The sequence below is a fragment of the Oceanicoccus sp. KOV_DT_Chl genome, assembly GCF_900120175.1.
In the GTDB taxonomy this organism is placed as follows: domain Bacteria; phylum Pseudomonadota; class Gammaproteobacteria; order Pseudomonadales; family Dasaniaceae; genus Oceanicoccus.
Window position 1 is genome coordinate 492,422 of record NZ_FQLF01000005.1, and the last position, 22,689, is coordinate 515,110.

The window sequence follows — 22,689 nt, forward strand, 5'->3', positions numbered from 1 at the left end:
AATTTAATTTAACTTGATACAAATATTCATTGGTTCTGAATAAAAACTTAAAGAATGCACGCCACCTTCACGACCGATGCCAGAAAGTTTTACACCACCAAAAGGTGTGCGCAGATCGCGCAAATACCAGGTATTTACCCAGACAATACCGGTTTCCATTTTGGGCGCGACACGATGTGCACGCTGCAGACTTGTAGTCCAAACAGTGGCCGCCAAACCATAGTCACTGTCATTCGCCATAGCGATAGCCTGCTCTTCCGTATCGAAAGGAGCGATATGACACACCGGTCCAAACACTTCTTCTTTAACACTGCGCGCTGTTTCTGCGAGACCGGTGAAAATGGTGGGTTCGACAAATGCACCGTTATCCCGCTCATCACCAAACTGTGGTATACCGCCACCAGTAACGACCTTAGCGCCTTCATCTTTGGCCAATTGATAGTAAGACAATACTTTTTGTTGATGCGCACGCGAAATTAACGGCCCCATATCAGTATCGGGATCCTGAGGCCAACCAATATTCAGCGCTTGCGCTTTTTGCTTTAATGCCTGCACAAACTTTTCAAAAACAGGCCGCTGTACATAAACACGCTCGGTACACAAACAAACTTGCCCGCCATTGGTAAACACCGATTTAGCAGTACCTTCTACGGCGGCATCAAAGTCAGCATCATCAAAAATAATGGCAGCGTTTTTGCCACCCAACTCAAAGGACAGCGCCTTCACATTATCTGCAGCCGCTTTCATAATCGCGCTACCGGTTTTCGATTCACCGGTAAATGTCACCGCATCAATATCTTTATGCTGACTCAAAAACTCACCAGCAGAATCAGGACCAAATCCATGCACTAAATTAAACGCACCAGCCGGCACTCCTGCATCGTGCATCACCTCAGCTAACAAGGTTGCTGTGGCGGGTGTATCTTCTGAGGGTTTGGCGATAACGGCATTACCCACCGCCATAGCAGGAGCTAACTTCCAGGTCAGTAATAGCATCGGTAAATTCCACGGCGCAATCACAGCCACCACTCCCAGCGGTTTGTTGACAGCATAATTCAGCGCCTGCTGACCATCCGCTGTTTCAGTGTGAAAACACTCACTGGAACGGGTTTTGGCCAGATCAGCGAAGACGCGAAAATTGGCAGCCCCTCGAGGAATGTCAATATTGCTGGCCTGCCACAAAGACTTGCCGGTATCGGCCATTTCAGCAGCAACAAATTCGTCAAAACGAGCCTCAATGCCATCCGCCACTTTGTGCATCAAGGCGCTGCGCTGATTGTCCGACAACGCAGCCCACTCACCCGCCAGCGCCGCTTGCGCAGCCATCACCGCCTGATCAACCATCTCGCGACTGGCCTCAGATACCTGGTTAATTAAACTGCCATCGACCGGATTAATATTGTCAAAGCACTTGCCAGACTCGACAAACTGCCCATTGACATAATTACGCAAAACGCCACCGAAATGGGGTGGCTGCTGAAAAGGTTGTGGGGTTGTGCGTGCTGTCATTCTTAAGTCCCGCCCTGCGCGGATGGGATTAATTCACCACCGCTGTATGGAACAAACCATATGCTATCGCTCCATAATCTAAAAATAGTTTTTTTACAGCCTGTTATAGCTATTTCAATATAGCTAATTGAAACCCGTTCTTAGCCATATCCGCATTCGATCAGGCCCTGTAAAAACCTGTTTTTCAGGCATCAAAAAACATATATTAAATTGACTCACTATAATCTTATACATATAGTTAAAAGCAACTGCTTACCTTCAACCGCCCACCAACCAGCACTGACAGGTATTTCATCATGACCCCCGATACCCTCGAACGACACCTAGTCTCACGTCTTAAAATCAAGCATCTGCGACTACTGGTGACGGTGGCAGAGCAAAAAAATATTTTTAAAGCCTCGCAAATTATGAATATGGCGCAGCCTGCTGCCACCAAAACCATTCGTGATATGGAAAACGCGCTGGATATCATATTGTTCGACCGCTCATCCCGTGGGGTTACCCCAACCCCCTATGGAACGGTGTTAATTAAACACGCCAAGTTAATTCTTTCGCAGATAAAACATGTCAGTGAGGAACTGATTTCTATTCAGGATGGTATCTCCGGTAAGGTCAACATCGGTACTTTGTTGGCTGCCAGCCCCACCCTGCTACCAAAAAGTCTCGCCACCCTGAAACGCGAGCGCGCCAATATTTCGGTATCCGTTATTGAGGGCACAAACGATATGTTGTTGCCTGGGCTTTTAATGGGCGATATCGATGTCGTGGTTGGCCGCTTGCCCGAAGTGCAGGAGAACGAAGGCTTAAGTTCAGAAGTACTGTATTACGAGCCGATTGCTTTGGTTGCCCGCAAAGGACATCCGCTTGCCAGCAAACAAAAACTTTCGCTAAAGGATTTGGTGAACGAGCAATGGATACTGCCTTCCTCGGGTACCACCCTACGTAGAGAAATCGATAATGCCTTTCATAAGGCCGGACTGAATGTTCCCCATGACAGCATTGAATGTGTATCTATTCTGACTAATCGTACCCTGTTAATGGAAACAGATATGATCGCCGCCATGCCCTATCAAGTCATTCGCAGCTATGAAGATATGGGGCTTTTAGAGCAATTACCACTGAAAATAAAAGCTGAGTTGGGGCCTGTTGGCTTTACCGTTCGTGCAAACTCGGAACTCACTCCGGCAGCAAATTACTTCCTTAGTATTTTGAAACAAACAGCACTGGAAATGGAAAAGAGCAAGTAATACTGAGATATTCCAATAATGTCTTTATTGGGTGCAGTTCTTAACTACACCTTTTTATTGATTAAATATTTTCACCACGTAAAACACGTTTTATGATTCAATTCATCTATTGTTTTATAAAGACACTGTCACTATAAAAGCCTAGCAACGCAATATGACCGACTTTTAAAGGCACTGACGTAACCCCTAAGGTTTGTGTGCAACTAATCCCTTAACATTAATTTGCAGCCAATAAGATCTGCCCCCCGCTAATGGTCTAACCTATTAATAGGATGAATACACCATCGTGCAGAAAAAACCTCAGTGACTACATCGCTGGGCATTTTAGTTTTTAAGTACTGGCGACGGCATTAACTCGCCAACCTGGCTCATCAAAGTCAATAACTAACAAATATTGACTTAGCATTTCCAGCTTCAGCCTATAGAATACGCGCACATTTATTATCAAGCAGTGAATCCGCTATGCAATTTTTATTCGCGACCGTCCTTATTGACCTTATTGGTTTCGGTATTGTTATCCCTATTCTTCCGTTTTTAGCCCCCAAGCTGGGAGCCTCAAATTTAGAAATCGGTTTAATCATTGCTACCTATTCCATTTTTAATGGCTTATGTGGGCCATTTTGGGGGCGCATGAGTGATCGCTTTGGCCGCAAACCGATCATTTTGATCTGTTTAGCCGGTGCGGTTATCTCCTACATTGGCTTGGCGTTTGCAAGCAGCCTCACGGCAATCTATATCTGGCGTGCTTTTGGTGGCTGGATGGCGGGTAATTTCGGCGTGGCTTCGGCGATGATCGCTGACATGACTACACCCGAAAATCGCGCCAAAGGCATGGGCATGATTGGCGCTGCTTTTGGCCTGGGTATGGTGATTGGGCCCACCCTGGGTGGCTTGCTCAGCGGTAACGGGGAATCATACATGCTGCCGTTTTTAGTGGCTGCCGGCTTGTCAACTACAGCCATTATTGCTGGTTTCTTTTTATTGGAGGAAACCATGACCGCTGACAAACGCGCTGATCATGTGGTTGAACAAAGTAAGCACGAAAAAGCTTCATTATTTAGAATGCTTAAACAAACCAACAATAGAATTCTGGCTTCAATTTTTACCCTACATAATACCTGCGTCAGCATGATTAGCTTTGTCTTCCCTTTGTGGGTAGGCAAGTTGTTAGGTTGGGGGGCGATGGAAGTGGGTTTTGTGTTTGGCATTCAAGGCTTGATGATGGCCTTTGTACAAATAAAATTATTAGGCCCGTTATCAACTCGCATGGGCGAAATTCCATTCTTAATAATGAGCATCGGCATTATGAGCTCGGGGTTTGTAGTAGCTACTTTGGCCTCGACCACTCCCTTTATTTTGATGTCTTTTTTCCTAACGGTAACCGGCTCCACCCTTTGCTTACCCATATTGAATTCGATTACCTCTAAACGGACACCGCTGCGCTTTCGCGGACAAATGCTAGGGACGACATCGTCGATGTCAGCGTGGGGACGGGTTACCGGGCCATTACTGGGAGGCGTCATCTTGCATTACACCGGCTTTAATATTGCTTGGGTGGCCGGTGCGATCTTAGGCTTAATTTACTTAAGCTGGGGCTTTGCCCAACGCGCTGTCCCGGAGTTGTCTCAAGACTCCTCGCCAGCTAGTTAAGCTTTTTATAACTTCAGCACTACAATAAAAAACGGCTCATGGCCGTTTTTTTTGTAGTTAAAGCGTATAAAACTGAATACCCTTTCAAAGTAATCCTATAGGGCAACCTCTGCGTATAATCTATCTTAAACTCGTAAATCGATAGTCAGGGCCAACCATGTTAAAAAATTTCTGGTACCCGGTATTAGTGAATACAGATCTCAGCGAAGGAAGCGTCTGCGAGATCAGACTATTTGATCAATCGATAGCGGTTTATCGAGGTCATAATGGAGTAGTACATGCGCTGGAGGATGCCTGCGCACATCGCAGCGCACCACTGTCCAAAGGCAAAGTCATCGCCAATCAATTGCGCTGCCCCTATCATGGCTGGAGCTACGATGGCCAAGGCCAGTGTCAGCACATCCCCGCGTTAGAGCAAAACAAATCAATCCCGAAAGCCGCTACAGTAAGCTCATACCCGATAATGGAGGCTGTCGGCCTAATTTGGTTATGGCCGGGGTCGCCAGATCAAGCCACTGATTACCCTGAAATGGCCGCTGTTGAAAACACCTACTTCGGCAATAGTCAGTGGGAGGTAACCGATTATCAGCGTGAACTCGATTTTCGTCATTCATTACTCATTGAAAATTTACTCGACCCTGCGCATATACATTTTGTTCATGAAGGCACCATGTCCAGCCCAGCCAATGCCGGACCGTTAAACCCCAAACTTGAAATAAATACTCAGGGCTTTATTTCGGGGGGAGGTAGTAAAGGCATTGGCGTAAATAGCGAATTCGTTGGACCCGCACTGGTAGCGCTGTATTTTAATTTTGGCTATAGCCGAAGTGTGCAGTTGTTTTATTGCCTACCCACCTCAGCAACGACCATGCGCTTAATTGCGCGCCTATATGCAGCCGCTGGTAGCGGTTCCAGAGAGCGGATGATTGCTGGCACCAACCATGTGTTAGGCGAAGATATTGTCGTCCTTGAGCGAGTTGAGCGCCGCTTGCGAGAAGGCTACCCACAACTGAAAACACCGATAAAAGCCGATTGGGCTATTACCGAATTTCAGCGCTGGTGCCGCCAGCACAGCAGTCATCAATCGACATTATCTTCAACGACACCTATCTCAATGATGAAGGACTAAATCTGTAGTTGAAAAAACTGACAAACAACATTAACCAGAAAGACCACTCATGCTAAAAATATTATTGTTAGGATTAATCGTTAGTTTGCAGACCGTTAATAGCATCGCTGATGAGGGTAATTCACTATTCGCCAGCGGTAGCCGCTTTGATATAGAGTGGCGTGGCAAGTACAGCGATGCTGAAAAAACAAAATTAAAACAGTGGTTGGCGCATGCGGCTAAATCTACCGCAATGCTTTACGGCAATTTACCTCGCAATCCTATCCGCATCATTATGAAGCGACGCGATAAAGCTAATAAGCCGGTACCTTTCGCTCAAGTTCTTCGCAGTGAACCACAGGGCATTAGTTTTTTAGTTAATCCCGAATTTGAGCTGCAAGCCTTCATAGATGACTGGACAGCCGTGCATGAATTATCCCATCTCTATATTCCCTACCCCGGAGGAAAAGATATATGGCTCTCTGAAGGGTTGGCAACTTATTATCAAAATGTATTAATGGCTCGTGCTGGCGTACTCAGCGAACGTCAAGCCTGGCAAAAGCTTTACGAGGGATTTATGCGCGGTGAGGCTGATAACCGTTATCCGCAATACAGCTTGCTGGAGCTCTCGCCCAGGATGATTGCAACACGTTCTTTTATGCGCATTTACTGGTCAGGCACAGCTTATTTTTTGCAAGCCGATTTACAATTGCGACAGCAAACCAGTAATAAGCAGTCTTTGGATACGGTCATTGAACAATTTGTAGATTGTTGCTTACTACAAGCTAATGACTACAATGGTGAAGATTTAGTCAGAAAATTTGATCACATCGCGCAAGTGGATTTGTTTTACCCGTTATATAAACACTATCAACAACTAACGGAGCAACCATCGACCGTAGAATTATTTTCACAACTGGGCATCACCGTAAACTCAGGCAAGGTGCAACTACTTGCTTTGCCCCAAAATACGCTCAGCTTACGTCAAGCGATCATGCAAACTAAAAACGCGCTTTCCTCTGTAGCTGATAACTAATATGTGGCGGCTATTACTGACATGTATTTTTCTATTACCTTGCTGCGCTCATGCTCTCAACCAACAGGCGATTAGCAAGCTGGTAGAAGAATTGGATTATTTGCGTAGTCAGCAAGGCGTACCCGCTTATGCCTTGGTTATATCAGATAAACAAAAAACGCTTTTTACAGAAGTCAGAGGGTTTTCAACACTCTCGTCCAATACAGTAGCGCCGCAAGATGCCTGGTTTCGAATTGGATCCATTACCAAAACCTTTGTTGCCTTAGCCGCATTACAGGCAGAAAAGCAGGGACACCTAAACCTTCAGGACGACCTTACAGCACTACTCAGCCATGCTAATAACAACGCTTACTTCCGCAATCCCTGGTCAAAAAAATCGCCCCTCAAACTTATTCATTTATTAGAGCAAACTAGTGGCCTTACCGATATGTCAAAGGCGGAATGGGACCACAACACGCCCATACCGTTAGATCACGCTTTATTGAAATTTTCTGACCAACATAAATTGCAATGGCCACCCGGCAAATATTATAGCTATAGCAACACGAATTATGGACTGGCAGGCCTCGCCATTGAAAAAGCAACAGCTACTCCGTTTGAGCATTATATTGAGGAGCAGGTATTCAAACCGCTGGGTATAGAAAAAATTGCTATTGCGCATAATAATAATGTAGAAGCCAGATTAATTACCGGGTATGACAGTGATGGCCTAACGCCAATCCCCTATTGGCATACTATTTACCGACCGCTGGGTGAAATTTCGGTAGAGCCTGAAGAAATGGCCAAGTTACTGCGCTTATTTTTAAACCGTGGCGATGAAGTGTTTAATAAAAAAATCATTACACGGATGGAAACACCACACAGTTCACTGGCAGCGCAAGCAGGCCTTGAATACGGCTATGGCCCTGGTTTGTACGATTGGTTTCGCAATGGTTATCGATTTTATGGCCATGGTGGTGATGGCGATGGCTACCTGGCTCACTTTGCTTATCAGCGCGAAAGCGGATTAGCGTATTTTCTAGTAATTAACAGTTTTCAAGGCTCCAGCATAGCCAGGATGCGGGCGCGAGTAGAACAGGCGTTTATAGCAGACCTACCTAAAGCCAAGTTCGTCCCGGAATATAACATCATAAACCCACAACACTATACTGGGAGTTATCAACCCGCCAGCTGGCGTTTTGGTGATAAACCAACGAACTCAGAGTTGCGCATTTTTTTAAAGAAAAATCAGCTCTATGCACAATTTACAGATTACCGCGGCGAGCAGGAAAAGGCGTACCCCCTCATAGCGGTCAACGATAATTTGTTTCGCTGGCGCTCAGAGCCTGATGCCAGCATGGCGATAATAAAAACTGATCAAGGTATGTTATTTAGTGGTGATGAAGGTAATTTTTTGAAAGCGATTAACCCTGTTAATCGGTGACTTCAATCTGTTTAGCTATTTATTCCTGGCTCGCAACACACAAACTGCCTGCAATAGTGCAATGATTCTCGTTACAATAATGCTCTACTGATCAACAATAAAATCAGAATTTAATGCACACAACGTAAAAACACTTCAATACCAGGCGAAGATTGCCGTACCAAGAAACCATAAAACCAGAACTTAGTACGGCTACAGCAACGTTAGAAATACCACTTAACACTGCCGCCAATAGTGCGCGGAGTCAGTCGTGTTACCCGGCCTAGCGGCGCGGAATTACCAGGTCTTACTTCATCAATAACTGCATCGTTGTCCAATGCATTTTTAACAAAAGCAGTGACTTCCCAGTCTTGATGTTGCAAGCCAACTTGAAAGTTAAGAATCTCATAGCTATCAATAGAGGGTCTGCTTGGATTGGTATCAGTTTGATAACCACCGGTATAAGTCCAATCTGCACGTGCGTACATGCTCATAGTGTCGAACACTTCCCGACCGTAACGGGCAGACAGATAATAGTTTTCATTTGAAACTAACGGCAATTCGCTGCCTTTATCTTCGCCCTCGGTAATTTCATGATCGATGTAAGTCACGCCTGCACTAACATCAAAGTACTCATTCATTAACCAACGGAACTCACCTTCTACTCCCCTGATTTCCGCTTCGCCAGCGTTTTCAGTGTAATCGAAAGCGGTCAGGTCATCGGTCTGGCTAATTTGAATATCATGCCAATCGACAGCATATAATGCCGCATTAAATTCGACGCGATTATCTGCCCACTTCGACTTCAACCCCAGCTCGTAAGATTCCAGATCATCGGATGCAAACTGATCGTCAACAACACTGCCGTCACGTCTTGGAATCGCCCGGTTGACACCGCCAACACGAAAACCTTCAGAAAAAGTAAAGTACACCATAGCGTCATCAGTCAGGTCGTAGGAAGCCCCAATAAAGACTGAATGCCATCTTCACTTTGCTCACGCTGGGTAGTAGTTAGATAATTATCTGCCGCTGAATCGAGAATAAGCTGAACTAGTTCATCACGTCGGGCGCCAACCGGTGTACTGATTAATTCATCGGCTGCCGCCAGTGCATCAGTACCCGCGATTGATCCACCCAGTACAATATTGTTATCGATTTCAACATCAAACCAACGCAATCCCAAAGTCACATCGAACTTATCAGTCAGCTCATAGATAAAATTGCCATAGAGAGACGTTTGTTCAACCTGCTCTTTACGATCTTCAATATAACCTTGTTCAGAGGGGCATTGGCATACAGCACCGGCTCAAATTGAAAAATATCAACCACGCCATCACTGTCAGTATCCTGTCCAGAATAGCCATCGGCCTCAACGATAAAATCAGCCGTGGTGGCCGCATCCTCATAACTGGTGCCCAGATAAAAATTGGGGTAGGCAAAAGGCACTAAAGTCCCCTTGCTTTCGGTAATGCCCGGATAGGTTTCTGTCTGTTTCCAGCGGTTATTGGCTTTGGAAAAATAAGCACCCGCAACAAAATTCATCGCACCCTCAAAACTACTGCTAAATCTGAATTCGTGAGTTTCCAGATCAAAATCAATCGGCCGATCTCTAACCGCATGACCGGCAAAATCTCCATCGGCATCGGTAAAGGCATCCAGACTGTAATCAAAGGCATCTGAAAAATCGCCGTACCACCATGCTAGACCAATACGTTGGCGAGAAGGATCGGATACGCGCTTATAGTCACGTACCATTTTTGAAGAGTTCCATAAAAAGGTGCCCTCCTCTACATCATAATTCAGTGCCAAATTATAAGTCTCGAGCTTATCCGCGTAGGTTTCTTTAAACCGGCGCTGTTGCTTACCCTCTCCCCAATAGGGATTTTCATTAGACAAACCATCGACTTCAGTATCGTGATTTAAATACATTAAATCGACTGTCAGATCTTCGGTAGCGCTCCAGCGTAATGCCACTCGACCACCCGTAGTCTCTTCACTGTTAATATTTTTTTCTGCTAACGATCCATCAATAATCTCGTTGGAACTCCCTGAGCTGGAACCCGCCCAACCTACACTGTCGATCCAGCCATCCAAATCTTTCATATAGGCACTAGCGCGGATAGCAATAGTGTCTGTAAGCGGAATATTGACCGTTGAATTGACCCGATAACCCATATCACCCGAGCCTGTTTGCTCCACGCCAAATTCCACATCACCAGTAAACTCTTCGGTATCAGGTTTGTTACTGATGTAGCGCAAAGTACCGCCCATAGAACTTGAACCATACAAAGTACCTTGTGGGCCACGCAAAACTTCTACCCGCTCCATATCAATCAAATCGATGTCAGGGTTACGACCGTTTTGAGTCAGGGATAATTCATCGATGTACACCGCCACCGTAGATTGCTGAAAACGGTTACTGGGGAAATTTACTCCGCGGATGATAATAGTTTGTTCACCTGGAGCATTACCTTCGGTAAAATTCACGCCCGGAATAGTACGGGTAAAATCCTTAAAATTATTTACCCCCATTTCATCCATGGTCATTGAATCGATCGATGAAATTGATATTCCGGTATCCGATAGTAAGGTAGACTGGGTGGTTGCCGTAGTGATTACTTCTTCAATATATAACTCTCTGTCAGACTCAGCATTGGCTGAGCCGCTGATCATGGCACTCAGCGTCATCGTACCTAATGCATATTGAATTGCGCTGGCGAGGCTCTTTTTATTAATAACTCTCATTTTTATCCCCATACGTTAATTATAAATTCAAAAAATTGAATCAATGCGCAGCCATAAATATGACTGTATTATTAAGACTTATTGATTATAGGGATATCAAGAAAAATATAATTCGGAACTCAGGCATATTTTAAAAATTATCTTCGGATTTTATTTACATGCCACTACTAAAACTCACTTTTAAGTCAGAAAAATTTTTAGACGGCATTATAATTTCTTAAAAAAATAGAGATTTTTTAAAAAATAAAAAAATCAAAAAGAAAAATTGGGATTTAATGCCCGCAAAGGAAAACCACTAAAGCGTTTGCTTTGACGCATAACAACATGAGTACTGATATTACTGATCGCCGGGCACTCGCGTATTAATTCATCAGTCAATTCAATATAGCGAGTCATACTCGGGCAGGCAAAACGAATGATAAAATCACTTGCTCCGGATACAGTATAGGCCTCTAACACTTCGGGCATGTGGTCCACTCTGGCTTCCAACTGCCGAAAACTATCAGGCGAATGAGTCGCCATTGAAATTGCCGCAATACATTGCATGGGTGAACAAAGTCGATCGACGTTAATATCGCCATGAAAACTATTGATCCAGCCTTTTTCAATCAGGCGCTGAAGCCGCTGGTGACAAGCACTGGGCGATAAACTAACGGTTTCTGCCAATTCACGGTTGGTAATACGCCCATCGCGCTGAACCGTATCAAGAATCCGCAAGTCAGTACGATCTAGATTTTCAGGCGTATTTATCGACATAACATTATCGCTCGGCTGAAACAGAGATAGTAACGGGTTCTACATCCAGCATTACATTAATAATGCTGTACTGATCACGACTACCGCTGCGATAACGCCAATAACCTGCGCTGTCTGGTGTTTGTCGGAATCGAAAAAGAAATCCATCCCCACTCTCAACAAAACTATAACGCCGCAGTTCCCGACTATCTGCATTATCAAGCAAATCATAACCTAGCATTTGCGACAGCGTTTGATTGGGTAGCAGCAAGCCTGCCCCCTGATGTGGCTCGCCACTGGCATATTCACGGCCCACCGTCGACTTGGGATCACCGGCGATCTTGCTACTGTGGCTAACCAAATTATAGCGATCACCACTAGCCAATAATGAAATTTGTAGATTGTTTGCCTTAAAGGGTTTTGCCTGAAACTTTGCAGATTGTCGATTTAACAAAGTGACTGCACCACTACCAACAGCAGTGAGTTCATGACTAGCCAAGTCCACTACCATGGCTGTATCTTCATCGACCGCCACACCCAGGTTTTGCTCAGTCTCAAGTAAAGCACGTGCTAATCTTCCCAAACGGGATTTACGATCAAAGTGCTGGTCAACCAAACCATAAGGGAAAAACCCCAAGCCGTGGTGCAAATACAAACGTCCATACTCCTGACTCTCGGTACCATAATAATTATCACTCGGTGTCGTCGTTAGCGCACTGAAACTATCACCGCCAGCAATCATCGGGTTACTCATCATCGCCGCCCCGGCGCTGGTGCCGCCAATGACCGCTCCTTCTTCCAATTGCTTACGAAGTGCTAACAGCAATCGAGAGGGTTTTTGCGCACGAGGCAACAGCGTTTCGATAATGCGCATTTGGTCTCCGCCAACAAACCAAAAACCTTCATAACGAGTGAGCTCAGTAGCAAGCTGAGCACTTGATGCATTATTGCGCCAGCTGGATTCATCAAACTCCGTGGATAAATCATCCTTCGTCGCCAAGGGAATAATCTCAACCCTGCTGGCATCAACACCATAATGAACCAGGTCCTTGCGAAATTTCTGCGCACTGCTAACTGGGCTACTTGAGGCGACAGGGAAAATTGCAATCTTACTGTTCGCGCTTGGTAGCGCATCAATAAAGGCGCGATACACCGCTTCATTTTCACTACTGAGCGCACCACCTACAATAACCAGTTTACCGGCGGCGTTTGCGGTCAAGCTCAGCATCGACAACAACAATAATAATATCCGCATACTATTCTCCAAACCGGGTAGTCGTTACTCTAGTACCATCCAGCATTAACCATTGCCCTTGGGCCATAACAGCATCTAATTGCAGTGTATCCGGGTCTAGCAATAACAGGTCGGCATCGACCCCGCTATTGATTCGACCTTTATGATGCAGCCCTAATACTCGCGCAGGATTAATCGTGACTGTCTTCAAAGCTTTTTCCAGCGCAATATTTTGCTCGATAACACAACGCCTGAATTCATCTAACAAACTTGATATGCTGCCAATCTGCAAGCTATCTAACTTTCCATTTTGGTCAAAATTGGGCAGCGATCCCTGGGCATCGGATGACAAGGTTAACTGATCTATATTTGCGCCTTCAGATAAGGCCAGTGCCAGTGCACTACTGGCGCGCAATTCACCAAGCTCAATTAATTGATCTGTTGTTGAAGCAGTAAAATCGATACAACCGCCCTGCTGGGTAAACGCCACACCAGCTTTAACCAGAGATTCATTGCGATTCATGTGCGTAGGTAAAAATTGATTAGCGGCAACATCAAAATCGCGCAGCACTTTATTCAGTAGCGATAGTTGTGATTCATGTTCACCAACATGGATGCTAACAACACCTCTTTTTGCTGCCAACATACCACCGACTCTTACATCTGCTGCGATTCTGGCCAATTCGTCAGCACTGGGTTGAGAGCCTCGGTGATCGGCAATAGCAATTTCGCCGACACCAATAATACTGTCTATCAATACCATATCGCCCCTAACACTACCCGTTAGCGTTTTTCACAGGCACTTGATATGACCCCGTATAGTGATAACAACTTAAACCATCTGCCGTCAACGCTCTTGCTTTACCATGTAATTCGTTGAGACTACGTGTAGTGGCATCAGTACCTAAGGCACCGACCAAAGTAGTAACACCACCCAAAACAGCATCGCCAAAATTAAGCTCTGGGGTACGGGTATTAAATCCGCCTTCACCGCCACCGCCAGAAATGTGTACCAGCGAATCAACCAATCCAGGAATAAGAACTTTCCCTTGCGCATCGATTTGTTGCAATGGTAAATCAGCACCTGAAATTTCGATATTGTTATCAATCTGGGCAATCTTATTACTGCAAACTAATAAATCACAAACACCTAAATGGCGAGGCGAATATATCCTCGCGTTTTTTATTAAAGTTAACATCGTTACATCCATCAAAAGCCAATCGCCACAGCGATTAACATCGCAGCCGCGGCCAGCAAAAATAAAAGGCACTGCAGGGAAATAACAAAACGGAACCACAGCGACCAATCGAGTCTGGCAGCGCCAAGACAACCCATTAATGCCGCTGATGTGGGGACTAATATGTTGGTCAGACCATCACCCAACTGAAAAGCCAATACCGCAGTTTGTCTAGTAACACCGACCAAATCTGCCAGCGGTGCCATTAATGGCATGGTTAAAGCCGCTTGTCCCGACCCTGAAGTGACAAAGAAATTAAAAACGCTCTGGAATGCCAGCATGCACAATGCTGCCAGACTTTCCGGCAAGCCATCGACCAACTGCGAAGCATTAAAGAGCAATGTATTAAGCACACTGGGGGTACTCGGATCATCACCACCGAGCAACAACACAATACCTTTGGCAAAAGCAACAACCAGGGCAGCGGGCAATAATTGTGAGGCACCTTCTTTAAAGGATATAGCAGCCTGATTAGCAGTAAAATTATTACGACTCAATACCACGGCAACGATTGCAATCAAAAATCCGATAGCAAAAAACTGACTTGCTATTTCTGGTAAATAATAACCTTGTGTCGTAACCCCCCAAACAATCCAGCTAATACCAGCAAAAAAAATCAATAGTATGACCCGATCATGCCAGGACAAAACATCATGATTAATCCGCTGATAACTCTCAGCACGAAATTGATTATCATTTTCCCATGCAATTGACAGCTGAGGAAAAGCCCTAACTTTTTTTGCATAACGCAAGGTATAGATTAAGCCTAACAGGGTAAAGACAGACCAGCATATCATTCGAAAGCCAGCCCCGGACAATAAGGGAACACCAGCTACACCTTGCGCAATACTCACAGAAAATGGATTCATCCAAGAGGTAGAAAAACCAATCTGTGTCGCCACATAAGTTACCAATAAACCCGTAATACTGTCGTAGCCCAAACTAATTAAAAAGGGAACAACAATTAAAACAAAGGGAATAGCTTCTTCCCCCATGCCAAAAACAGCGCCGCCTAATGAAAAAGTGATAAATATAACAGGGATGAAAAAAACATCGGCTCTACCACTTATACTTATCAACCGCATTAGTCCACGATCAATTGCCCCTGTTGCCATAATCATGCCAAAGGAACCGCCAGCAATAATGATAAAGGCAAAAACACCAATAGATGTGCCATATTTATTGCCTGAAACCATTCCTTCGAACGGCAGGTTAAGCAACCCTATATTTCCACCCTCAGCAAACAGCGGTGCCCCTTCAGCATTTTCTTGCAGTAAACTAAAACTCTCCGGGTTTAATAAAACTTTCTCCGAACCATCACTTTGCAACTGTTTTACAACATCAAAGCTGCCAGCAGGCACCAAATAAGTCAGCAAAAAAGCCAATAACGCAACGCCTAGCAAAATCAGATAGGTATCTGGCATTCTGGGTGCTGCGACTTTGTTAGGTTGATTTAACATTGCATTTAACCTGAAGGGTTAGAGATGGGCGGGTAAACCCCGCCTATAGGATTAAAACTTATAAGTGTAGCCGACTGAGATATAGCGTCCCATAATATCAGTGTTTGAGTAATCAACACCTGCAGCAGAACCCCAAACAAAATTGGGCTGTTTATCAAACAGATTCTCAACGGTTAAACGCGCGTAACTATTATCCGTAAATTCATAACCCATATTAAAATCCCATACGGTAAATGAAGGGATATTTACAGTATCAACTGCCGGATTAAAACCACCCACTTCTTCAGCACGATTATTATCTAAATCGTCTTCATAACCATGGATGTAATTGGCTGCCAAGGATGCTGTCCAACGATTCTGAGTCCAACGAACCTTGGCTTTTGCTCTCCAACGTGGGTAACGCCATTCTCCAGCATACTTATCAGCAGCTACACTCGAATATAATTGCTCTTCATCATTGACTAAGTAAGAACCATCTAGGGTAAATTTAAAGTTGCCCATCTTAGTATCAAAATACTGAGTATAGGCAATATCTATACCCTCAATTTCACGCTCTGACGCATTAATCGGTGTTGAATGCACATCAAATAATTCTGGCAAATCTGAACCGGCACAATCATCAGCCGTACCAGCCGTATATGAAGCAGGATCACAGTTGAGATAGACACCTGCTGTTCCTGTAGGCAGATCATCCGGATCAGTAGCAATGACGCCGCTAATTTCACCTGTTAATAAACCATAAACATAAGCTGCCGTATTGTTATCGATAATCAAATTTTCATACTCGATCTTCCACCAATCAACATTTAACTCAATATTGTCTGTTGGGCGAAGTAAGAATCCAATACCATAAGTTTCTGCAGTTTCTGGCTCTAGATCAGGGTTGTTAACCAATTCAGAGGCAATGGGTAAGGTTGCACTATAACCGCCACAAACATCGTTATCATCAAAGTATTGGTTAAATTCATTATCTCCATTACAACGGCCCGTAAAACCGCTCAATAGAGTATTTAGTCCCGCTTGAGCTAGAGATGGCGCACGAAAAGATTCTGACCAATTAGCGCGTAAAATCAGCTTATTATTCACTTCATAACGCAAACCAATTTTGCCATTAGTATCACTACCAAAATCGTCGTAGTCATCGTATCGAGCGGCAATTTGAGCCTCAAAACCATCGGCTATTGGCACTACCATTTCAGCATAAACCGCAAATTGTTCTCTTTCATAATCTGCTTGAGTAGAGCTAAAACTAACGATAGGATCAGACTGTTCTGCTGTTGCAAGAGCATCTGCTGATGGCTCATCAGATATCTCTTCTTTACGCCAATCCATGCCCACTGCCAACGCAACATTCCCTGCTGGCATCGCGAATAAACTCGTTGTAGAGGCGTTAAAATCAAAACTGTAGAGATCAGACTCACCTTTTCTTGTTGCTGTTGTTTGAATCAGGCGTAATGCGGCAGGATCTTGATTCGTTTGGCCATCGAAAGGGTTATACCAAACCTGGCTTGAACCTATATCTGAACACTGGGTACCACCTGGATTAAGAGAAGATAAATTAGCAACATCGGCACGATCACCGGAATACCAAGAAAAGTCTGCATCAACAATACTGCCATCTGCACATAACTGACCCAATAACGCAGCCTGTAATTCATCACGTTTATACAAGCCACTGCCCGTCTGCTCTGATTCGCTATGGCCAATATTGACAGCTGTTTCCCAATCCCAATCAGCTACCTGACCTTGCAAGCCAGATACCCATCGATAGCTTTCAGTTTCAACCTCTACCGCCTTGCTATCAGGAAAACGCCCCAAGATAGTAAAGAATTCATACTCATCCGGGTAAGGTGAATTGGCTGAATCAATATCATTAGCTAGAGTAGCGGCATCTATGCCAGTGGGTGATCCACCAAATGAATTAACCTCCAACGCATCAATTAAATCCTGCTCATTAGCCCAACCAGGGTGGTTAGGGCTAACAGCTAAAGGCGTACCACCAAAAGAAGCTCCAGAACCCGCCGCAAATGACTCTTTTGATTGATACATAACTTCGTTAAACCATGTCAGACCACCAAACTGAACGTCAAGCGTTGCAGTCAAACCAATAGATTCAAAGTCGCCTTTGATAGCAGCAACTCGATTTTCGTTATAACCACACTGTTCACCATACTGTGTAGTAATTGGCTGAAAGAGTTCACTATTTGCTGCCAAGCAATTGTCTGTTTCGTTAACATCATCGATAGCAAGATCATAATCATTAAACGCAACTATCGGACTATCAGGACTAAAGCGAATGGCATTTTTTGTTGCATCACGATCACGCTCATATAAGTCTGCACGCTTAAAGTAATCAGCCACAATCATTGCACGAACATTATCAGTAGATTTACCCCAAACAGCATTTAAATTATATTCACCATCATCTGAACTCGCTGTAGACTGGCCACCATTAACCGACAATTCAAAGCCATCAAAATCATCACGCAAAATTACATTAACCACACCAGCTACAGCATCGGCACCATAAATTGCTGAAGCGCCCGAGGGTAAAATCTCAATACGTTCAATTGCTGACAAAGGAATGGAATTTATATCTACAAATGACTCTGTCCCAGCCTTACCAAAAGAAGCAACAGAAACACGACGTCCGTTAACTAATGTCAAGGTTGAGCTTGTTCCTAAACCACGAAGAGAAACACCTGCAGAACCTGCTGGCGCAGAACCGGAAGAAGCTGAAGCACCTTCAGTGCTAAAGGTACCGGTGCCGCCACCAGTCACCGTAAGATCTTTAAGGACGCCGACCAAACTATCTGCGCCCGACTCTAAAATATCTTTTCGATTAATTTGAATAGCAGGCATCGAGCCCTCTAAATCAAGCCCTTTAATATTCGAGCCGGTTACTTTTATTTCTTCAATCACTTGGGAGTTTTTGTTATCAGCCGATACTTCCTGTGCCGCTAACTGCTGCACTGAAAACACTGCCCCTAATCCCAGAGCCAACCTTAAAGCTGTGGCCAATTGCTTACGCTGTGTATGCATGGAGTTACCCTCTCAAACCTAGTTCATTTTAGTTATTGGAAAAGCACCCTAAGGATTGCGGCTATTAAAAAATAACTCGACGCACCCGCAGGCTAGATTGGAGCAACAGGAAAATACCCTAGCAAAAAAGTTAAGATAAAAACGCAGTGATGGGAAGTAACGAAAGAGATCGACGTCAAAAGACCAGCACTTCGCTCCTAGAAGCTCCAGGAGAAAAGATGCTACTCGTCGAACCACTCACTCAATTTATAATCGGGGAGCAGTCGGGAAGCGCAAATAAAAGATGATTAAATTGCTGCATAAGTATGTTAAAAACAGAACTCAGTAATTGACTAGCTGGCCCGATAGTACCCACAGTTTTCTTGCTTGTAAATACGGTAATGCAATAACAAAGCAAAATTAACATTATTCCAGTACCTCCAAAGATTTCACAATTGACTCCACCAAATAGTCTATTTGGTCAACGGAAATGATTAGCGGCGGTGATACTGCGAGGGTAGAAACCGAAGGTAAAGGTCTGATTATTAAGCCTAATTCTCTCGCTTGAGCAGCCACTTTCGGCGCCCACTTGGCGGCTGGATCGGGCAACTGCCGGGTCTTTTTATCCACCACTAACTGGATACCTGCCAGCAAGCCACGACCGCGAATTTCACCCACCAAGGGATGGTCAGACAAGCTTTCCCGTAATTTTTGATGAGGTATGCGCCGTTTTTCCGCGCCTTAGCGACCAAATCTTCCCGCTCCATGATCTCGATATTGGCCAGTGCTACTGCAGCCCCTACGGGATGACCACTATAGGTATAGCCATGTGAAAAACCACCTAATTTGGCCGATCCCTGTTTCAAGACTTCCCATATAGGGTCGCTAATAAACGCCGCCGACATCGGAAAATAACCACTGGTCAAGCCTTTGGCGGTACTGATCATATCCGGCTCTATACCCAACTCACTACTACCAAACCAGCTACCTAATCTACCGTAACCGCAGACGACTTCATCAACAATTAGCAAAATATCGTGTTGCCGCAACAACTTGCTCAATTGTGGGTAATAATCAGCAGGCGGCTCGATAATCCCCCCGCAGCATGTATAGGCTCGGCAATAAATGCCGCAATATTTTCAGCGCCTTCCCGCTCTATAAGCTCACTAACGTTATTAATAAGCCGTGAACAAAACGCCTGCTCAGTTTCATTTTCCAAGCCGCGAGTGTAAAAATGCGGGCAATCAGTACGCAGTACAAAATCCATTGGTAGCGGAAACGCTTTGTGAAAACCACCCAAGCCTGTGAGGCTAGCAGTACTGATCGACGTGCCATGATATGCCTGCTCTCTGGCGATCACTTTGACTTTACTAACGTTGCCACGCAAATGATGATAATGCCACGCAATCTTAACCAATGTGTCATTGGCATCACTACCGCCACTACCAAAAAAGACTTTACCCATAGCATCGGGCGCATGCTGGAGTAACTTTTCTGCCAACTCTACCTGCCAAGGATTAGAAGCATTACTGAAGGTGTGGTAATAACCTAATTGCTCCGCACTGGCCGCCATCGCCTGCGCCAACTCGCTGCGGCCATAGCCGGCATTCACACACCATAGCCCGGCAACCCCATCCAGGTAGCTGCGGCCATCAGCACCGACAACGTCACAACCTTTACCAGACACCATCATCTGGGGGCCTTGCTCACACAACGCGGTGATCGAGGATGCCGGATGCAAAATCACCTTTGGGTCCATTGCAATCAATTCATCAACTGACTTTTTCATAAAAAATTTCCTGCTAACTAATCAATACCTGCAATCGATTATAAGGAAAATTCACAAAATCAAATTCGGAACTCACAGTCATCGGAAAAACTTTATCCTGTTCACTCTATAAATACTTAATTTTAATCCGCCAACCTCAACAGCAATACCCACTGCCAAACCACCAACACCGACCCTTCCGAATTTTATTCGACAAACACACCCAAAAAGAAAAGCACATCCGGTTACACCATGAGCATACTTGCTCACCATTACATGGCGTATAAATTTTAAAGGCAAAGCGTGAATTCAACCCAGAAAAAATTAATCCAGCCCATCCATCAATGGCAGCAGTCAATGATGGAGCACACTATGCACGTGGCTAACATAAATTCTGGATCATTTAATCGCCCGGGCATTGAACAGGTCGTTGATTATTTTGATCGATTGTTTTCCGATATTTGTGATCAACAACAACGCATTGAGCTGTCGCCGATAGAACAAATTAATGACCAGGGCGAAATCTTGCAAAAGCCTACTGCTGAAGCAGCCTTGTATCGCATTCGCCCAGAAGCACCGGTGCAAATTTTATGTACCGGCCATACCGACACAGTATTTTCTGCAGAGTCTGACTTTCAAACCTGCTGGCAACAAGGCAATCATTTGCGCGGGCCTGGTGTCGCTGACATGAAGGGCGGCTTAGTGGTGCTTTATCATGCACTGAAGGCGATCCACCACTCTCCCCTTGCTGAAAAAATTGGTTTCACCGTACTGCTTTCACCCGATGAAGAAATCGGTTCGCCACTGTCCGCCCAACACTTAAGCCATTGGGCCAAGCAATCCGCCGTTGGCATGGTTTATGAGCCAGCGCTTGAAGATGGCACCCTGGCAGGTGCTCGCAAGGGCAGCGGCAACTTTGATCTGGTAGTGCATGGCAAAGCAAGTCATGCCGGCCGAGATTTTTTTGCCGGCCGTAACGCTATCGTCACGGCATCGATGTTAACCCAGCAATTAGCGGCACTGAGCAACGAAGCGAAAGGTATCACTGTCAATATTGGTCGTATCGATGGTGGCGGCCCGGTGAACGTGGTTCCCGATCGAGCAGTGATTCGGTTCAACGTCAGAATCGAACAAGCACAACAGCAACAAGCAATACTGAGTGCTATTAAAAACATCATTAGCGCAACCAGCCAGCAATCAGGCTTAGAGATGCAATTGCATGGCAGTTTCGGACGCCCACCAAAACCGATGGACGCCAAACATCAAGCTCTGTTTGAACGACTACAACACTGCGGTGAATTAATCGGGTTCCCATTGCCTGGCGCAGTACCGGCGGCTGTTGTGAAGGTAACAATCTTGCAGCAGCAGGACTGGCAACCATCGACACGCTTGGGGTTAGAGGCGGTGCCATTCATAGCGAAGATGAATTTATGTGCATCGACAGTTTTGTTGAACGCGCGCAACTCAGCGCCTTATTAATGTCAGAAATTTACGATCATGTGCGTGAGGAATCATTGTGTTAATTATTCGACCCGTCGCCAACGGCGATTTGGCAGATCTGTTGCAACTTGCAAACAAAGCAGGCAAAGGTATGACTTCACTTCCGCCTTGTGAGCAAACCCTGCAACAAAGTATCGACAAATCGACGGCGAGTTTTAATTCATCAAAGCCCAGCCCGGAAGACTATTTTCTGCTGGTGTTAGAAGATCTAAGCATTGGCAAAGTGGTTGGAACTACTGCCATTTATGCTCGCACACATTCCAAACAAGCTTTTTATGCTTACCGGTTAATGTCAGCAATTCACTATTCTCATTCACTAGGTAAAGAAGTGCGCTCGGGAGTGCTGCAGTTGGCCAATGACTATACCGACTGCTCTGAGGTCGGCACGTTGTTTGTAGATCCGGATTACCGTGGCAACGGCCACTGGCTGGCCAGTTCACGCTATTTATTTATGGGGATTTTTCGCGAGCGTTTTCACAGTCATGTAGTCGCGGAACTCAGAGGCTGGCTCGACGAGCAAGGCAATAGCCCGTTTTGGGAAGCCATTGGCCAGCATTTTTTTGAAATGAGTTTTGAACAAGCTGATCGACTCTGCTCAGCAGGCTCTAATCAATTCATTACTGAGTTAATGCCTAAGTTTCCCATTTACACACGGATGCTACCCGAGCAGGCGCGCGCGGTGCTGGGCAAACCTCACGATGCTGGCCGCCGAGCACTGGAGCTACTCATTAATGAGGGTTTCGAGTATGAAGACTTCATCGATATTTTTGATGCCGGCCCGATGTTACGTGCAAAAATTGATTCACTACGCAGCGTTAAAGCTATCGAACGGGGAACCGCTATCGCCACCGACAAGCCACTTGATGCTTCTCCTTCCATTGTTGTGAATGGAAAACTTAGCGACTTACGCTTTATAAAAACTCCCATAACACGCGGCGATGAAGGCGAAATTAAAATGTCTGCAGCAGCCATAGCTGCACTCAAGGTAGCCCCTGGCGAACTAATTCATCTCATTGGAAAATCCCGGGAGTCATAA

At 45.1% G+C, this 22,689-nt stretch carries 17 protein-coding genes and 1 pseudogene; 7 read left to right on the plus strand and 11 right to left on the minus strand.

Annotated elements, in window-relative coordinates:
• Positions 1 to 3: 3 nt before the first annotated feature.
• Positions 4 to 1,509 carry a 2-hydroxymuconic semialdehyde dehydrogenase gene (locus UNITIG_RS19660; protein ID WP_101760041.1) on the minus strand — a complete coding sequence of 502 codons (1,506 nt, stop codon included), beginning with the start codon at positions 1,507 to 1,509 and terminating at the stop codon, positions 4 to 6.
• Between the two features lie 296 nt (positions 1,510 to 1,805).
• Here UNITIG_RS19660 and UNITIG_RS19665 point away from each other — a divergent pair, with 296 nt between their 5' ends.
• The 5 genes from UNITIG_RS19665 (at position 1,806) to UNITIG_RS19685 (ending at position 7,973) form a co-directional block, all read left to right on the plus strand.
• On the plus strand, positions 1,806 to 2,756 hold the full coding sequence (locus UNITIG_RS19665; RefSeq protein ID WP_101760042.1) for a LysR substrate-binding domain-containing protein: 951 nt from the start codon (positions 1,806 to 1,808) through the stop codon (positions 2,754 to 2,756).
• Positions 2,757 to 3,218: 462 nt separating this feature from the next.
• The gene (locus UNITIG_RS19670) at positions 3,219 to 4,406 is read left to right on the plus strand and encodes an MFS transporter (protein WP_101760043.1); all 1,188 of its coding nucleotides are present in this window, start codon (positions 3,219 to 3,221) and stop codon (positions 4,404 to 4,406) included.
• A gap of 157 nt (positions 4,407 to 4,563) precedes the next feature.
• Positions 4,564 to 5,535, plus strand: a complete 972-nt coding sequence (locus tag UNITIG_RS19675; protein ID WP_101760044.1) for a Rieske 2Fe-2S domain-containing protein — start codon at positions 4,564 to 4,566, stop codon at positions 5,533 to 5,535.
• 49 nt (positions 5,536 to 5,584) lie between these two features.
• The gene (locus UNITIG_RS19680; RefSeq protein ID WP_101760045.1) at positions 5,585 to 6,550 is read left to right on the plus strand and encodes a hypothetical protein; all 966 of its coding nucleotides are present in this window, start codon (positions 5,585 to 5,587) and stop codon (positions 6,548 to 6,550) included.
• Position 6,551: 1 nt separating this feature from the next.
• Positions 6,552 to 7,973, plus strand: a complete 1,422-nt coding sequence (locus UNITIG_RS19685) for a serine hydrolase (RefSeq protein ID WP_101760046.1) — start codon at positions 6,552 to 6,554, stop codon at positions 7,971 to 7,973.
• Positions 7,974 to 8,176: 203 nt separating this feature from the next.
• On the opposite strand, the gene UNITIG_RS19690 is transcribed toward UNITIG_RS19685, so the two are convergent.
• The 10 genes and pseudogenes from UNITIG_RS19690 to UNITIG_RS25790 form a co-directional block, all read right to left on the minus strand.
• Positions 8,177 to 8,887 carry a TonB-dependent receptor gene (locus UNITIG_RS19690; RefSeq protein WP_101760047.1) on the minus strand — a complete coding sequence of 237 codons (711 nt, stop codon included), beginning with the start codon at positions 8,885 to 8,887 and terminating at the stop codon, positions 8,177 to 8,179.
• An 11-nt stretch (positions 8,888 to 8,898) separates the two neighbouring features.
• Positions 8,899 to 9,141: a hypothetical protein gene (locus tag UNITIG_RS19695; protein WP_101760048.1), complete on the minus strand. Its 243-nt coding sequence runs from the start codon at positions 9,139 to 9,141 to the stop codon at positions 8,899 to 8,901.
• A gap of 14 nt (positions 9,142 to 9,155) precedes the next feature.
• Positions 9,156 to 10,697, minus strand: coding sequence for a TonB-dependent receptor plug domain-containing protein (locus tag UNITIG_RS19700; protein ID WP_159931237.1), 1,542 nt, complete (start codon positions 10,695 to 10,697; stop codon positions 9,156 to 9,158).
• 252 nt (positions 10,698 to 10,949) lie between these two features.
• Positions 10,950 to 11,453 carry an Lrp/AsnC family transcriptional regulator gene (locus UNITIG_RS19705; protein WP_101760050.1) on the minus strand — a complete coding sequence of 168 codons (504 nt, stop codon included), beginning with the start codon at positions 11,451 to 11,453 and terminating at the stop codon, positions 10,950 to 10,952.
• A gap of 4 nt (positions 11,454 to 11,457) precedes the next feature.
• Positions 11,458 to 12,687, minus strand: coding sequence for a cyanophycinase (locus UNITIG_RS19710; protein WP_101760051.1), 1,230 nt, complete (start codon positions 12,685 to 12,687; stop codon positions 11,458 to 11,460).
• Position 12,688: 1 nt separating this feature from the next.
• On the minus strand, positions 12,689 to 13,429 hold the full coding sequence (locus tag UNITIG_RS24660) for an amidohydrolase family protein (protein WP_235015527.1): 741 nt from the start codon (positions 13,427 to 13,429) through the stop codon (positions 12,689 to 12,691).
• A 13-nt stretch (positions 13,430 to 13,442) separates the two neighbouring features.
• On the minus strand, positions 13,443 to 13,880 hold the full coding sequence (locus UNITIG_RS24665; protein WP_235015528.1) for a hypothetical protein: 438 nt from the start codon (positions 13,878 to 13,880) through the stop codon (positions 13,443 to 13,445).
• Positions 13,877 to 15,364 (minus strand): putative basic amino acid antiporter YfcC, encoded by a 1,488-nt coding sequence (gene yfcC, locus UNITIG_RS19720; protein WP_101760052.1) that lies wholly within the window; start codon positions 15,362 to 15,364, stop codon positions 13,877 to 13,879. Before yfcC ends, UNITIG_RS24665 begins: the two co-directional genes overlap by 4 nt.
• A gap of 51 nt (positions 15,365 to 15,415) precedes the next feature.
• The gene (locus UNITIG_RS19725) at positions 15,416 to 18,406 is read right to left on the minus strand and encodes a TonB-dependent receptor domain-containing protein (RefSeq protein WP_101760053.1); all 2,991 of its coding nucleotides are present in this window, start codon (positions 18,404 to 18,406) and stop codon (positions 15,416 to 15,418) included.
• A 405-nt stretch (positions 18,407 to 18,811) separates the two neighbouring features.
• Positions 18,812 to 20,174: pseudogene (locus tag UNITIG_RS25790) on the minus strand (aspartate aminotransferase family protein).
• 282 nt (positions 20,175 to 20,456) lie between these two features.
• On the opposite strand from UNITIG_RS25790, the gene UNITIG_RS19735 reads away from it, so the two are divergent.
• Positions 20,457 to 21,632: a hydrolase gene (locus UNITIG_RS19735; protein WP_235015532.1), complete on the plus strand. Its 1,176-nt coding sequence runs from the start codon at positions 20,457 to 20,459 to the stop codon at positions 21,630 to 21,632.
• Between the two features lie 37 nt (positions 21,633 to 21,669).
• Complete coding sequence (locus tag UNITIG_RS19740) at positions 21,670 to 22,689, plus strand: arginine N-succinyltransferase (protein ID WP_101760054.1); 1,020 nt, start codon at positions 21,670 to 21,672, stop codon at positions 22,687 to 22,689.

Coding starts and splice junctions, on each gene's coding strand:
- UNITIG_RS19660 (WP_101760041.1), bottom strand. CDS start 1,509: ATGACAGCACGCACAACCCCACAACCTTTTCAGCAGCCACCCCATTTC.
- UNITIG_RS19665 (WP_101760042.1), top strand. CDS start 1,806: ATGACCCCCGATACCCTCGAACGACACCTAGTCTCACGTCTTAAAATC.
- UNITIG_RS19670 (WP_101760043.1), top strand. CDS start 3,219: ATGCAATTTTTATTCGCGACCGTCCTTATTGACCTTATTGGTTTCGGT.
- UNITIG_RS19675 (WP_101760044.1), top strand. CDS start 4,564: ATGTTAAAAAATTTCTGGTACCCGGTATTAGTGAATACAGATCTCAGC.
- UNITIG_RS19680 (WP_101760045.1), top strand. CDS start 5,585: ATGCTAAAAATATTATTGTTAGGATTAATCGTTAGTTTGCAGACCGTT.
- UNITIG_RS19685 (WP_101760046.1), top strand. CDS start 6,552: ATGTGGCGGCTATTACTGACATGTATTTTTCTATTACCTTGCTGCGCT.
- UNITIG_RS19690 (WP_101760047.1), bottom strand. CDS start 8,887: ATGGTGTACTTTACTTTTTCTGAAGGTTTTCGTGTTGGCGGTGTCAAC.
- UNITIG_RS19700 (WP_159931237.1), bottom strand. CDS start 10,697: ATGAGAGTTATTAATAAAAAGAGCCTCGCCAGCGCAATTCAATATGCA.
- UNITIG_RS19705 (WP_101760050.1), bottom strand. CDS start 11,453: ATGTCGATAAATACGCCTGAAAATCTAGATCGTACTGACTTGCGGATT.
- UNITIG_RS19710 (WP_101760051.1), bottom strand. CDS start 12,687: ATGCGGATATTATTATTGTTGTTGTCGATGCTGAGCTTGACCGCAAAC.
- UNITIG_RS24660 (WP_235015527.1), bottom strand. CDS start 13,429: ATGGTATTGATAGACAGTATTATTGGTGTCGGCGAAATTGCTATTGCC.
- yfcC (WP_101760052.1), bottom strand. CDS start 15,364: ATGTTAAATCAACCTAACAAAGTCGCAGCACCCAGAATGCCAGATACC.
- UNITIG_RS19725 (WP_101760053.1), bottom strand. CDS start 18,406: ATGCATACACAGCGTAAGCAATTGGCCACAGCTTTAAGGTTGGCTCTG.